Raw genomic sequence first — 14,066 nt, 5'->3', positions numbered from 1 at the left:
AGGAGCCGCGGAACGCCGGATCGGGGAGAATGGCGACGTGACCCGCGACGACTCCCTGTCCTTCGACACCACGGCGCCGCTGCCCGGATGGCAGCACGCCTACTCCGGCAAGGTCCGCGACCTCTACACCCCCGACGACGCCGACCCCGTGCTCGGCGCCGACCGCATGCTCGTCGTCGCCAGCGACCGGGTCAGCGCGTACGACGCCGTCCTGGAGCCCGGCATCCCCGGCAAGGGCGAGCTGCTGACCACGCTGTCCCTCTGGTGGTTCGCGCAGCTCTCCGACATCCCGAACCACCTCGTTCCGGGAGAGATCCCCGAGGCGGTCCGCGGCCGGTCGATGCTGGTGAAGACGCTCGACATGTTCCCGATCGAGTGCGTCGTCCGCGGCTACCTCTCCGGCAGCGGTTGGAAGGAGTACCGGGAGACGGGCTCCGTCTGCGGCGTCCCGCTCCCCGAGGGCCTCCAGGACGGCGACGTGCTCCCCGAGCCGATCTACACCCCCGCGTGGAAGGCCCCGCAGGGCGAGCACGACGAGAACATCACCTTCGAGCGCACCGTCGAGATCGTCGGGGAGGAGGCCGCGGAGGCGCTGCGCACCCTCTCGCTCGCGGTCTTCCGCGAGGCGTCCACCATCGCCCTGGCCCGTGGCGTGCTGCTGGCCGATACGAAGTTCGAGTTCGGGGTCGACCGCGGGACCGGAGTGGTCACCCTCGGCGACGAGGTGCTCACGAGCGACTCCTCCCGCTACTGGGACGCCGACGACTACGACGCCGGGATCCGCGGCCGCTCCTTCGACAAGCAGATCGTGCGCGACTGGCTCTCCGACAACTGGGACGGCCAGGGCCTCCCCCCGACGCTCCCGTCCGAGATCGTCGAGCGCACGGCCGCGCGCTACCGCGAGCTCATCGAGCGCCTGACCCGCTGAGGCACCTCGACCCGTGGACGATCATCACCCCCGCGTCCGGCTCGAAGCCGGCGGCGGGGATCCGGACGAGGCGCGGCACAGCCTCGCGCGGCTCTACAACGGCGACGAGTGGCGCGCCGCCACCACCGCGGCCGACTTCAGCTACCGCTACGCCGCCATCGGCGACAGCGGGATGACCCTCCGCACGTCGCGGATGTCCGGGCACCTCGCCGGCGGCGTGGGCGACTCGGACGACGTCGTCGTGCAGTGGATCGTGGGAGGCTCCGGACGGATCGACGTCGGCCGCGCCTCGATCGCGATGGAGGAGAACCGACCCGTCCTCTTCCCCGTCGGCCGGCCGTTCGCCTTCGACTACGTCGACTTCGACCAGCGCCTGGTGCACCTCGACCGGGGAGTGGTCGACCGGGTCGCCGCCGAGCGCGGCCTCGTCGGGTCCCTCGTCTTCGACTCCGAGCACCGCCCCGACGCCGCGGCGATCCGCCGCTGGCGCACGGCCGTCGCCGACTCCGCCCGTGCCCTGCGCAGCGAGCGGGTCGAGCCGCTGCTCTGGGACGAGCTCACCCGCGCCACGGCCTCCGCCCTGCTCGATCTCTACCCTCCGGAGTCGGCGCCGGTCCCGCCCGAGCTCCTCGCCCCCCGGAACGCGCGGGTCCGCGCGGCCGTCGAGTACGTGCACGCCCACTGCCGCGAGCCGATCGGCCCGGCGGAGATGGCGTCGGCGGCGGGCCTGACCGTCCGGGGCCTGCAGTCCGCGTTCCAGCGGGTGCTCGGGATGCGCCCGATCGCCTACCTGCGCCTGGTGCGGCTCGACCGCGCCCGGGAGGAGCTCGCCGCGAGCCCGCCCCACGGGACGACGGTCTCCGCCGTCGCCCGGCACTGGGGCTTCGGGAACGCGGGCCGCTTCAGCGCGGCCTACACGGAGCGGTTCGGCGAATCGCCGAGCACCACCCTCCAGAGCTGATCAGTCGACGACGTCGGGCGGGAGCTGCCCCTCGAGGATGCTGCTGAGGCCGTCGAGCAGCAGCGCGACGGTCGCCGCCTCCGGCTCCGGCACCTGCGCGACCATCGTGCGGATCAGCTCGTAGGTGGGGTCGTCGGTGCCGATGATCGCCTTCTGCGCCCGCTCCGTCAGGCAGAGGATCCGACCGCGGCCGTCGGAGGGGTCGGGGGTGCGGTTCACGTACCCGGCGCGGGCGAGGCGGTCGACGAGGAGGGAGACCGCCGCCGTCGTGATCGACAGGGCCGCGGCCAGGTCGACAGCGCGCACGATCTCGTTCCGCCGCTCTCCGACTCCGATCAGCCGCAGGGCCGCGAGGTCCGTGGCGCCGATGCCCAGGCGCCGCTCCACGCGGCCGTCGTAGTCGCGCTCCGCCGTGCGCAGCCGCGTGAGCAGAGCGAACAGGTCTGGTCGAGCGTCCATCGGGGGTGCACCTTCCGAGCGGCAGGCGCCCCGGGCGGGAACTCGCTGTCCCCATCGAACCACTTCTCCGACCGCCCGAGCGCGTGTATCCCGAAAGCGCAGTGGACGCTCCGGCTGTTAGCTAACCGGCTTAGCAAAACCTAGTGTCGATCGTGCGGCACGCCTTCCGTGCGCCGCCGACGAGGAGGAGGTGCGCTCGATGGGACGACTTCTCTACGGCGCCCCGGCCAGCTCGCACGCTTTCGAGGACCGCGCTCTGGCCCACCTCCAGACCGTGATCACCTCGCGGTTCCGGCGCGGCGAGGGCTTCCTCCTGACGATCGAGGACGGCGAGGGCCGACGGTCCGAGCTGTGGCTCCACCCCAGCATCCCCACCCGCTACGAATACGACGGCACCGCCTCGATCGAGCTGAACCCGCACTGGCTGCGCGAGCTCTCGAACGCCTCGAACGGCCGCCTCGGCCTCCACCTCCTCCCCGAATCCTCGTCGTCCGACGACCTCTCCGTGAAGAAGATCCCCGCATGAGCGACCACAACGGCACACTGTTCCGTCGCGGCGGCACCGTCCGCTTCGTCCGCTGGATCTCGTCCCGCGACGGTGGCTGGGCCCCCGAGATCGTGCAGGGGCGCTACCTCGAGCGCGACGACCGCGGCTGGCTGGTCGAGATCGAGGGCACCCCGACGGTCCTCGCGAAGGACGACTGGGCCGTCTACCGCTGACGGGCTGTGCGCTCGGCGTACTGTTGAGCAGGTGCGTTCTCGTGATCGCCGCGGCATCACCTCGGCTCCCCTCCTCCTGACCACCATCGGAACCACGAGCCTCGTGTTCCTCTGCGCGTTCGAGTCGCTCGCCGTGACGACGATCATGCCGATCGTCAGCGCCGACCTCGACGGACGGGCGCTCTACCCCCTGGCGTTCGCCGCGACACTGGCCGCCGCCGTGGTCGGGATGGTCGCAGCCGGCTCCTCCGCCGACCGCCGCGGCCCGACCCCGTCGCTCGTGGTCGCGATCCTGCTCTTCACGCTGGGCCTCGTCGCCGCGGGCGCCGCACAGTCGATGCCCGTCTTCGTGGCGGCCCGCCTGCTGCAGGGGCTCGGCAGCGGAGGGATCACCGTCACGCTCTACGTGCTCGTCGCCCGGGTCTACCCGAGCGAGCTGCATCCGAGGATCTTCGGAGCCTTCGCCGCCGCATGGGTCGTGCCCTCCCTGGTGGGGCCGCTGGTGGCCGGGGTCGTCGCCGAGCTCGCGAGCTGGCACTGGGTCTTCTTCGGAGTCGTCGGCCTGGTGGCCCTCGCGAGCGCCGCGATCGCGCCCATCCTCCGCTCGCTCGAGCCGCGCGAGCGCCTCCCCTTCGACCGCCGAGCCGTGGGCCGCATCGCCCGCGCCGTCGTGGTCTCGGCCGGAGTCGTCGTGCTGAGCACGAGCGCCGAGCTCGCCCCCGATCTCGCCGGGCTCCTGGCCGCGGCCGCCGTGGTGGTCGTGGTCGTGGCCGTCCGCGCGCTCCTGCCCGCCGGCACGCTGCGCGCCCGGGGCGTTTTGCCGTCGGTGATCCTCCTCCGCGCCCTCGTCGCCGCGGCGTTCTTCGGCACCGAGGTCTACCTGCCGCTGCTGCTCTCCGAGCAGTACGGCCTGCCGCCCTGGCTCTCGGGCGCCATGCTCACCGCGGGCGCCGTGTCCTGGGCCCTCGGCTCGAACCTCCAGGGGCGCCCCGGCACCCGCCTCAGCCATGGCGGAGCGATGAGGCTCGGCACGTCGCTCGTGCTCGCCGGCATCGGCGTCGTGCTGCTCGTGACGGTGCTCGCGCTCAGCCCGATCGTCGCGGGCGTGGGCTGGTTCCTCGCCGGCGGCGGCATGGGCACCATGTTCCCGCGGATGGGGACGATGACGCTCGCGCTCTCCGCTCCGGGCCGGGAGGGCTTCAACAGCTCGGCCCTGCAGATCGCCGACTCGACCGGCGCCTCGGTCTCGCTCGCGCTGACGGGCCTCCTGGCGGCGGCGGTCACCGGGCTGATCGGAGCCGGGACCGGTGTCTTCGCCGCGACCTTCTCGTACGCCGCGCTGATCGCGATCGTGGCGGTGGGCCTGGCCGGCCGGCTCGACGGGCTCCTGCGCCGCGAGGGACGCCGGGAGCCCGCCGAGCAGGCTCAGCTGTAGAGCGACTCCGGCACGTCGAGGCCGTAGATCGCGCGGCCGGACGACCAGATCACCGAGCAGGCGGCCCGGAGCAGATCCGTCGCGTCGTCGCCGGCGTCCACGATCACCACGGAGTCGCCGTCGAGGCGGACCTTCGCGCCGCGGACGGCGTGCGTGCCGTTCCGGGAGACGGTCGTGGCCGGGTAGGGCAGGTGCAGCTCGCGCAGGTCGCCGAGGATGTACGTCGGCCGGAGCTTGGGCTCCGCTGCGAGGAGCTGCTTGGCCCGGTCGATCCCGGTGAGCACGTGCGCGCTCTCCATGTCGGCGCCGTTCGCGCCGGCGATGTCGGTGTCGAGCCGGTCGCCGAGGAACAGCGGGTTGGTCGAGCCGAAGCGCGCGGTCGCCGCGTCGAAGATGGCGCGCTCGGGCTTGCCCGCGACGACCGGGAGCCTGCCGACCGCGGTGTGCACGGCCGAGACGAGGGTCCCGTTGCCCGGGGCGATGCCGCGGGCGACAGGGATGGTCCAGTCGGTGTTCGTCGCGACCCACGGGATCCCGGTGTGGAGCGCGAACGAGGCCTCGGCGAGCTGCTCCCAGCCGACCGTGGGCGCGAAGCCCTGGATGACCGCCGCCGGCGAGTCCTCCGCGCTGCGCGTCACGGTGAATCCGGCGCGCTCGACCTCGGAGGTGAGGCCCTCCGCTCCGACGACGAGGATCGTCGAGCCGGCCGGCACCAGGTCGGCGAGCAGCACGACGGCCGCCTGCGGGGAGGTGACGACGTCTTCGGGCCGCACGCTCAGCCCCAGCTCGGAGAGGTGTCCGGCGACGGAGGCGTCCGTGCGGGACGCGTTGTTGGTGATGTAGCCGACGCGCAGCGTCTCGGCCGCTCGGTTCAGGCTCTCCACCGCGAACGGGATCGCGTCGGCGCCCGTGTAGACGACCCCGTCGAGGTCGGCCAGAACGGAGTCGCGGCCGTCGAGCGGGGTGGGCTCAGTCCTGCTGCTGCGGAACATCGGCGTCCTCCTCGGCGGTGTCGGCGGGCGTGGTGGGGCGGGTGGCGGCGAGCTCGTCGGAGTCGGCGGTCTGGCCTGCGTCCGCGGAGTCGTCGGTCTCGGCGTCATCGGGCTCGACGGACTCGACGGCGGTCGCCTCAGCCGAGTCGAAACGCTCATCGGAGTCGGTCTCGGCGAGACCGTCCGACTCGAGGGACTCGTCCGCGGTGGTCGGCTCGTCCGTGTCGGAGAGGTCGGCCTCGGGATCGGCGATCTCCTCGGGCTCGGTCCGCTCAGCGTCGTCCTCGTCCGCGTCGTCGACGACGATCGGGCCGACCTCGTCCTCATCGTCCAGGTACTCGTCCGCGGCGTCGACCGCGGTCCCCTCGTCGGCACGATCGGGAGCGGAGTCGGCGCCGGCCGACTCGTGCTCCTCCTCGATCACCTCGATCGTCTCGTCGTCACCGCCGCCCTCGGCTGCGAAGACGGCCTGGGCCGCGATGTCCGCACGGCGCTGCCACTCCGCCGCCTCCTCGGAGCGGCCGACCTCCTCGAGGACGAGCGCGTAGGCGGCGAAGAGATCCGGGCTGTACGAGAACGCGCGGTCCGGGTCCAGCTGCGGGATCTCGAGCTCCATGAGGGCGAGCTCCGCCTGGCCGAGGTCGAGGCGGGCGCCGGACATGGCGATGGCCAGCGACACCTGCGCGCCGGGGCTCAGCGTGGTGCGGTCGATCGACCGTCCCAGCTCGAGCGCCTTGTCCGGCCGCCCGACGCCACGCTCGGAGTCGACCATCAGCGGCACCTGCTCGTCCGAGCCCGAGATCCGGCGGAAGGTCCGCAGCTCCCGCAGCGCCAGAGCGAAGTCGCCCGTCGCGTAAGCCGAGATGGCCAGCGACTCGCGGACCACGGCGATGCGTCCCGCGCGGCGCGCCGCCGAGAGCACGTGGCGGTGCGCCAGCTCGGGATCCTCCTCGAGGAGGCGGCCGGCCATCACCAGGTGGCGGGCGACCCACTCGGCGTTGTCCTTCGAGAGCGTGCGCAGCTCGTTGCGCGCGACCTTGTCGAGGTCCTTGGCCTGCACGTCGTCAGGAAGGTCCGGGTCGTCGTGGCGCGGGCGCACCGACTGGAGGGAGCGCCGCTCGCGCTCCTCCTCGGTGAGCTCCGGCTCCTCGCGGGGGCCGCCGCGTCCGCCGCCGAAGCCCTCGCGTCCGCGTCCGCCGCCCTGGCGGTCTCCGCCGCCGCGACGATCGTCCGACCAGGGCCGCGCTCCACCGTCACGCGATCCGCCGCGGAACGGAGGACGGGAGTCCCCGTCCCTGCGCGGCCGCGAGTCCCCGTCACGCTGGGGGCGAGAGTCGCCACCACCACGATAGGGAGGACGCGAGTCGCCATCGCGCTGCGGACGAGAGTCGCCACCACCACGGTACGGAGGACGCGAGTCCCCATCGCGCTGCGGACGAGAGTCCCCACCGCCACGATACGGAGGACGGGAGTCGCCGTCGCGCTGCGGACGAGAGTCCCCACCGCCACGGTACGGAGGGCGGGAGTCGCCGTCGCGCTGCGGACGAGAGTCCCCACCGCCACGGTACGGAGGACGCGAGTCGCCGTCACGCTGCGGACGAGAGTCCCCACCGCCGCGATACGGAGGACGGGAGTCGCCGTCGCGCTGCGGACGAGAGTCCCCACCACCACGGTACGGAGGACGCGCGTCCCCATCCCGCTGCGGACGCGAGTCTCCACCACCGCGATAAGGAGGACGGGAGTCGCCATCACGCTGCGGACGAGAGTCCCCACCGCCGCGATACGGAGGACGGGAGTCGCCATCGCGCTGCGGACGCGAGTCTCCACCACCGCGATACGGAGGACGGGAATCGCCGTCACGCTGCGGACGAGAGTCGCCACCACCACGATACGGAGGACGGGAGTCGCCATCACGCTGCGGACGAGAGTCCCCACCGCCGCGATACGGAGGACGGGAATCACCATCACGCTGTGGACGCGTTTCTCCACCACCGCGATACGGAGGACGCGAGTCGCCATCACGCTGCGGACGCGAGTCGCCACCACCCCGATAAGGAGGACGGGACTCCCCGTCACGCTGCGGACGCGAGTCCCCGCCGCCACGGTACAGAGGACGCGAGTCGCCGTCACGGCGCGGGCGCGAATCGCCGTCGCGCTGCGGACGGGAGTCGCCGGCTCCGCGGTACGGAGGACGAGCATCGCCGTCGCGACGGGGGCGGGAGTCGCCCGAGCCGCCGCGGTCGTTCGAGGAGCGGTCGGAGCCGCCGGCGCGAGGCGGCCGCTCGTCACGACGTCCGGAGTCCCGGTCGTTGCGGTCGGATCCTGAGTCGTCCATGCGTTCCTCGCCTGTCGTGGTGATGCTCTGTGGAGTTGACCCGCCCGAGGGCGAGGAGGACGGCCGCAGCCGTCGCACCACCCTAACCCGCACCGCGCTCCAGTGAGCAGCGGGGATCCGAGGTGGTGGTTAAACAGCGATGGCCACCCATCTCTGGGTGGCCATCGTGAATGGTGTCCGGCGGTGTCCTACTCTCCCACAGGGTCCCCCCTGCAGTACCATCGGCGCTGAGAGTCTTAGCTTCCGGGTTCGGAATGTGACCGGGCGTTTCCCTCTCGCTATGGCCGCCGTAACCCTGGCGACACACGCACCCGAAGGCACATGGTCAAATCTGGGTTACACGCCGTGCGTGTATTCAATTGTTCCGCTCCTCCCCAAGGAGGACGCGGGGTGCCCGTCTTCTGGGAACCACAAAGTGGACGCAAGCAATCTCTGGCCACTCCTACCAGCCTTTACAACGGTATGAGTGTAGTGATTATCAAGTTATCGGCTTATTAGTACCGGTCAGCTCCGACAGTCTTTAGTCCTGTCTTCCACATCCGGCCTATCAACCCAGTCGTCTGGCTGGGAGCCTCTCCCCCGAAGGGATGGAAATCTCATCTCGAAGCCGGCTTCCCGCTTAGATGCTTTCAGCGGTTATCCGTTCCGAACGTAGCTAATCAGCGGTGCTCCTGGCGGAACAACTGACACACCAGAGGTTCGTCCATCCCGGTCCTCTCGTACTAGGGATAGATCTTCTCAAATTTCCTGCGCGCGCAGCGGATAGGGACCGAACTGTCTCACGACGTTCTAAACCCAGCTCGCGTACCGCTTTAATGGGCGAACAGCCCAACCCTTGGGACCTACTCCAGCCCCAGGATGCGACGAGCCGACATCGAGGTGCCAAACCATGCCGTCGATATGGACTCTTGGGCAAGATCAGCCTGTTATCCCCGAGGTACCTTTTATCCGTTGAGCGACAGCGCTTCCACAAGCCACTGCCGGATCACTAGTCCCGACTTTCGTCCCTGCTCGACTTGTCAGTCTCACAGTCAAGCTCCCTTGTGCACTTACACTCGCCACCTGATTGCCAACCAGGTTGAGGGAACCTTTGGGCGCCTCCGTTACTCTTTAGGAGGCAACCGCCCCAGTTAAACTACCCATCAGGCACTGTCCCTGAACCCGATTAGGGTCCGAAGTTAGATATCCAGAGTGACCAGAGTGGTATTTCAACAATGACTCCACGAACACTAGCGTGCCCGCTTCACAGTCTCCCACCTATCCTACACAAGCCACACCGAACACCAATACCAAACTATAGTAAAGGTCACGGGGTCTTTCCGTCCTGCTGCGCGTAACGAGCATCTTTACTCGTAATGCAATTTCGCCGAGTTCGCGGTTGAGACAGCTGGGAAGTCGTTACGCCATTCGTGCAGGTCGGAACTTACCCGACAAGGAATTTCGCTACCTTAGGATGGTTATAGTTACCACCGCCGTTTACTGGGGCTTAAATTCTCAGCTTCGCCTTGCGGCTAACCGTTCCTCTTAACCTTCCAGCACCGGGCAGGCGTCAGTCCGTATACATCGTCTTGCGACTTAGCACGGACCTGTGTTTTTAGTAAACAGTCGCTTCCCACTGGTCTCTGCGGCCATCGAACGCTCCCGGAGCAAGTCCGTTCACGCCTCAGGCCCCCCTTCTCCCGAAGTTACGGGGGCATTTTGCCGAGTTCCTTAACCACGATTCTCTCGATCTCCTTAGTATTCTCTACCTGACCACCTGAGTCGGTTTGGGGTACGGGCAGCTAGAACCTCGCGTCGATGCTTTTCTTGGCAGCATAGGATCACCGATTTCGACTTGCGTCTACCCATCAGATCTCAGGCTACGTGAACGACGGATTTGCCTATCGTTCGCCCTACATCCTTAGACCGGGACAACCATCGCCCGGCTCGGCTACCTTCCTGCGTCACACCTGTTAATACGCTAAACGCACCAGCACGGGGTCGTACGCTAGGCCCAACGCTTCACCCCGAAGGGATCCATCAAAGGGATTCAGATACTTAGCACTACTGGATTGTCTTGGGCGGTTCTTCGCCGGTACGGGAATATCAACCCGTTGTCCATCGACTACGCCTGTCGGCCTCGCCTTAGGTCCCGACTTACCCAGGGAAGATTAGCTTGACCCTGGAACCCTTGGTCTTCCGGAGGACGGGTTTCTCACCCGTCTTTCGCTACTCATGCCTGCATTCTCACTCGTGTGGCATCCACGGCTGGTTCACACCGCCGCTTCACTCGCCACACGACGCTCTCCTACCCATCAACACGGCTGGACCACGAAGGCCTACCACTAATGTCAATGCCACAACTTCGGTGGCGTGCTTGAGCCCCGTTACATTGTCGGCGCGGAATCACTTGACCAGTGAGCTATTACGCACTCTTTCAAGGGTGGCTGCTTCTAAGCCAACCTCCTGGTTGTCTGTGCAACTCCACATCCTTTCCCACTTAGCACGCGCTTAGGGACCTTAGTTGGTGGTCTGGGTTGTTTCCCTCTCGACTATGAAGCTTATCCCCCACAGTCTCACTGCTGCGCTCTCACTTACCGGCATTCGGAGTTTGGCTGACGTCAGTAAGCTTTTGGGCCCCATCGGCCATCCAGTAGCTCTACCTCCGGCAAGAAACACGCAACGCTGCACCTAAATGCATTTCGGAGAGAACCAGCTATCACGAAGTTTGATTGGCCTTTCACCCCTATCCACAGCTCATCCCCTCCATTTTCAACTGAAGTGGGTTCGGTCCTCCACGACGTCTTACCGTCGCTTCAACCTGGCCATGGATAGATCACTTCGCTTCGGGTCTAGACCCTGCGACTGAATCGCCCTATTCGGACTCGCTTTCGCTACGGCTGCCCCACACGGGTTAACCTCGCCACAGAGCACTAACTCGCAGGCTCATTCTTCAAAAGGCACGCCGTCACCCCTACAAGGAGGCTCCGACGGTTTGTAAGCAAACGGTTTCAGGTACTATTTCACTCCCCTCCCGGGGTACTTTTCACCTTTCCCTCACGGTACTTGTCCGCTATCGGTCATCTGGGAGTATTTAGGCTTATCAGGTGGTCCTGACAGATTCACACGGGATTTCTCGGGCCCCGTGCTACTTGGGATACTCTTCACGCCATAACACCATTTCGACTACGGGGCTCGCACCCGCTCTGGCCAGGCGTTCAAACCTGTTCGTCTATGATGCGCTGTAACGTTCACCGGCCGGCAGACCGGAACGAAAAGTCCCACAACCCCGGACATGCAACCCCTGCCGGGTATGACACATGACTCGGTTTAGCCTCTTCCGCGTTCGCTCGCCACTACTGACGGAATCACTGTTGTTTTCTCTTCCTGTGGGTACTGAGATGTTTCACTTCCCCACGTTCCCTCTACCCGCCCTATATATTCAGGCGGGAGTCACCAGGTCACCACAAGGGGCCTGGCGGGGTTTCCCCATTCGGAAATCCTCGGATCACAGCTCGTTTATCAGCTCCCCGAGGCTTATCGCAGATTACGACGTCCTTCTTCGGCTCCAGATGCCAAGGCATTCACCGTTTGCTCTTATGAACTTGCTAATCACATGAGTTAAGAAACTACAACTCGAAAAGTTGCAGATCCAATGATTTGCATGACCGCAGCCCGAAAGCCGCGCCATGCGAATCTTGTCGATCCACGACCGAAGCCGTGAATCTAAGATGCTCGCGTCCACTGTGTAGTTCTCAAAATACGGGCGGTATCCCTCTCCCACACACCCAGGCGTGAAAAAAGGATCCGGAGAGTCGACCCCGCCACCCGAAGGCAGCCGGCCCGGTCCCTCAGGACCCAACAGCGTGCATGCACCCGACTCCACCGCCCGACGCGTTCCCAACCCGAAGGCTGTACTGACGCGAGACGATCTCACCGAGCACCTAGTTCAATGTTCCACCCATGAGCTACCAGCAAAGACATTCGCTTTGATCTGGCGCCTGGAACACCCTGCGGTGTCCAGATGCTCCTTAGAAAGGAGGTGATCCAGCCGCACCTTCCGGTACGGCTACCTTGTTACGACTTAGTCCTAATCACCGATCCCACCTTCGACAGCTCCCTCCTTGCGGTTAGGCCACTGGCTTCGGGTGTTACCGACTTTCATGACTTGACGGGCGGTGTGTACAAGGCCCGGGAACGTATTCACCGCAGCGTTGCTGATCTGCGATTACTAGCGACTCCGACTTCATGAGGTCGAGTTGCAGACCTCAATCCGAACTGAGACCGGCTTTTTGGGATTCGCTCCACCTTACGGTATCGCAGCCCTTTGTACCGGCCATTGTAGCATGCGTGAAGCCCAAGACATAAGGGGCATGATGATTTGACGTCATCCCCACCTTCCTCCGAGTTGACCCCGGCAGTCTCCTATGAGTTCCCACCATGACGTGCTGGCAACATAGAACGAGGGTTGCGCTCGTTGCGGGACTTAACCCAACATCTCACGACACGAGCTGACGACAACCATGCACCACCTGTATACCGACCTTGCGGGGCAACCATTTCTGGAAGTTTCCGGTATATGTCAAGCCTTGGTAAGGTTCTTCGCGTTGCATCGAATTAATCCGCATGCTCCGCCGCTTGTGCGGGCCCCCGTCAATTCCTTTGAGTTTTAGCCTTGCGGCCGTACTCCCCAGGCGGGGAACTTAATGCGTTAGCTGCGACACGGAGACCGTGGAAAGGTCCCCACATCTAGTTCCCAACGTTTACGGCGTGGACTACCAGGGTATCTAATCCTGTTCGCTCCCCACGCTTTCGCTCCTCAGCGTCAGTAACGGCCCAGAGAACTGCCTTCGCCATCGGTGTTCCTCCTGATATCTGCGCATTCCACCGCTACACCAGGAATTCCATTCTCCCCTACCGCACTCTAGTCTGCCCGTACCCACTGCAGGCCCGAGGTTGAGCCTCGGGTTTTCACAGCAGACGCGACAAACCGCCTACGAGCTCTTTACGCCCAATAATTCCGGACAACGCTTGCACCCTACGTATTACCGCGGCTGCTGGCACGTAGTTAGCCGGTGCTTTTTCTGCAGGTACCGTCAAGCCGAAGCCCTTCTTCCCTACTAAAAGAGGTTTACAACCCGAAGGCCGTCATCCCCCACGCGGCGTTGCTGCATCAGGCTTTCGCCCATTGTGCAATATTCCCCACTGCTGCCTCCCGTAGGAGTCTGGGCCGTGTCTCAGTCCCAGTGTGGCCGGTCACCCTCTCAGGCCGGCTACCCGTCGTCGCCTTGGTGAGCCATTACCTCACCAACTAGCTGATAGGCCGCGAGTCCATCCTTGACCGAAAAACTTTCCACCCGCACCCGATGCCGGGGCAGGTCGTATCCGGTATTAGACGCCGTTTCCAGCGCTTATCCCAGAGTCAAGGGCAGGTTACTCACGTGTTACTCACCCGTTCGCCACTAATCCACCCAGCAAGCTGGGCTTCATCGTTCGACTTGCATGTGTTAAGCACGCCGCCAGCGTTCGTCCTGAGCCAGGATCAAACTCTCCGTAAAAAAATTACGACCTCCTACCCCGAAGAGCGAGGAGAGTCAAGTTTGACCTCTAGCAAATAAGACATCTCTCCGACCCGAAAGCCGGAAGCTGACATCAATTTCCAAAGGAATCCCAACCCGATCCGAAGATCAAGGCCGGGGTATAAAATTGGCATTGAACATAGTGCACGCTGTTGAGTTCTCAAGAATCGGACACATCCCGCCTCCACACCAGAACGGTGCTTCACAACGAGAGTGATCGAAGATGTTGTTGCTTGCGTCATACGCGTCTTCTCGGTAGACTAGGAGGAGTTTCTTTCTCCCTGTCGCCGTGGCAACTTGTATAACTTAGCACATCCGCAGGCCGTGTCAAATCCGGCTTCTTCGCGATGCCGTCACGCTCGTAGGCGCTCCGACGTTGCTCGGTTCAGAACCTGAGTCCTGCGCCGGGCGGCGAAGTCACTGGACCCGAAGGATCCTGCGAAGGCTTTACATCCGTGCGGCAGACCTGCTTCGACAAGCTGTCTTGCCGAGTGGATGGTCCCGATTGAGGCCGGGACGTAGGAGCTGCTGCTCTTTCCGTTTCCCTGCGGCCTTTGTGGCGACTCGGAATAAGTTACGCAGCGATCGGGGTGCTGTCAAACGAGGGGCCGAAATCGCGCATCCCGGGCGTGTCGGGATCGGGGTCCTCCCCGCCGGCACACCGTTCCGCGGGAGGGA

8 protein-coding genes and 3 rRNA genes are annotated in these 14,066 nt (G+C 65.6%); 5 read left to right on the top strand and 6 right to left on the bottom strand.

Annotated features, from left to right (window positions below):
• Positions 1-37 precede the first annotated feature (37 nt).
• Positions 38-928: a phosphoribosylaminoimidazolesuccinocarboxamide synthase gene (locus tag GSU45_RS01050; protein ID WP_244248166.1), complete on the top strand. Its 891-nt coding sequence runs from the start codon at positions 38-40 to the stop codon at positions 926-928.
• A 13-nt stretch (positions 929-941) separates the two neighbouring features.
• Entirely contained in the window at positions 942-1,889 is a 948-nt protein-coding gene (locus tag GSU45_RS01045) for a helix-turn-helix transcriptional regulator (RefSeq protein ID WP_159911958.1), read from the top strand.
• Here GSU45_RS01045 and GSU45_RS01040 read toward each other — a convergent pair whose 3' ends face one another.
• The gene (locus GSU45_RS01040; protein WP_159911956.1) at positions 1,890-2,348 is read right to left on the bottom strand and encodes a MarR family transcriptional regulator; all 459 of its coding nucleotides are present in this window, start codon (positions 2,346-2,348) and stop codon (positions 1,890-1,892) included.
• A gap of 199 nt (positions 2,349-2,547) precedes the next feature.
• Between GSU45_RS01040 and GSU45_RS01035 the strand changes: the two genes are divergently transcribed.
• The 3 genes from GSU45_RS01035 to GSU45_RS01030 are packed head-to-tail and all read left to right on the top strand — an operon-like array spanning position 2,548 to position 4,503.
• Positions 2,548-2,874, top strand: coding sequence for a hypothetical protein (locus GSU45_RS01035; protein ID WP_159911954.1), 327 nt, complete (start codon positions 2,548-2,550; stop codon positions 2,872-2,874).
• The gene (locus GSU45_RS17190) at positions 2,871-3,068 is read left to right on the top strand and encodes a hypothetical protein (RefSeq protein WP_068256013.1); all 198 of its coding nucleotides are present in this window, start codon (positions 2,871-2,873) and stop codon (positions 3,066-3,068) included. The genes GSU45_RS01035 and GSU45_RS17190 overlap by 4 nt, the downstream gene beginning before the upstream one ends.
• 31 nt (positions 3,069-3,099) lie before the next feature.
• The gene (locus GSU45_RS01030; RefSeq protein WP_244248165.1) at positions 3,100-4,503 is read left to right on the top strand and encodes an MFS transporter; all 1,404 of its coding nucleotides are present in this window, start codon (positions 3,100-3,102) and stop codon (positions 4,501-4,503) included.
• On the opposite strand, the gene GSU45_RS01025 is transcribed toward GSU45_RS01030, so the two are convergent.
• The 5 genes from GSU45_RS01025 to GSU45_RS01005 all read right to left on the bottom strand — a co-directional run bounded on the left by GSU45_RS01025 (position 4,494) and on the right by GSU45_RS01005 (position 13,367).
• Positions 4,494-5,495 carry an HAD-IIA family hydrolase gene (locus tag GSU45_RS01025; protein ID WP_159911950.1) on the bottom strand — a complete coding sequence of 334 codons (1,002 nt, stop codon included), beginning with the start codon at positions 5,493-5,495 and terminating at the stop codon, positions 4,494-4,496. The two genes, GSU45_RS01030 and GSU45_RS01025, sit on opposite strands and share 10 nt — an antisense overlap.
• Positions 5,473-6,594 carry an MSCRAMM family adhesin SdrC gene (locus tag GSU45_RS01020; RefSeq protein WP_244248164.1) on the bottom strand — a complete coding sequence of 374 codons (1,122 nt, stop codon included), beginning with the start codon at positions 6,592-6,594 and terminating at the stop codon, positions 5,473-5,475. Before GSU45_RS01020 ends, GSU45_RS01025 begins: the two co-directional genes overlap by 23 nt.
• A 1,411-nt stretch (positions 6,595-8,005) precedes the next feature.
• Positions 8,006-8,122: ribosomal RNA gene (gene rrf, locus GSU45_RS01015) — 5S ribosomal RNA — on the bottom strand.
• Between the two features lie 182 nt (positions 8,123-8,304).
• Positions 8,305-11,420 (bottom strand): 23S ribosomal RNA (locus GSU45_RS01010).
• A 424-nt stretch (positions 11,421-11,844) separates the two neighbouring features.
• Positions 11,845-13,367: ribosomal RNA gene (locus tag GSU45_RS01005) — 16S ribosomal RNA — on the bottom strand.
• The 16S, 23S and 5S rRNA genes sit together here, the layout of an rRNA operon.
• Between the last annotated feature and the right edge of the window lie 699 nt (positions 13,368-14,066).

It is taken from the genome of Rathayibacter sp. VKM Ac-2801, from assembly GCF_009834245.1.
Lineage (GTDB): Bacteria > Actinomycetota > Actinomycetes > Actinomycetales > Microbacteriaceae > Rathayibacter.
Note: the sequence above shows the minus strand (reverse complement) of the source record. Positions and strands in the feature narration are given on the sequence as shown.

Bases quoted from the DNA above. Each gene is read 5' to 3' on its own strand.
- GSU45_RS01040 (WP_159911956.1), bottom strand. From the start codon at position 2,348: ATGGACGCTCGACCAGACCTGTTCGCTCTGCTCACGCGGCTGCGCACG.
- GSU45_RS01035 (WP_159911954.1), top strand. From the start codon at position 2,548: ATGGGACGACTTCTCTACGGCGCCCCGGCCAGCTCGCACGCTTTCGAG.
- GSU45_RS17190 (WP_068256013.1), top strand. From the start codon at position 2,871: ATGAGCGACCACAACGGCACACTGTTCCGTCGCGGCGGCACCGTCCGC.
- GSU45_RS01025 (WP_159911950.1), bottom strand. From the start codon at position 5,495: ATGTTCCGCAGCAGCAGGACTGAGCCCACCCCGCTCGACGGCCGCGAC.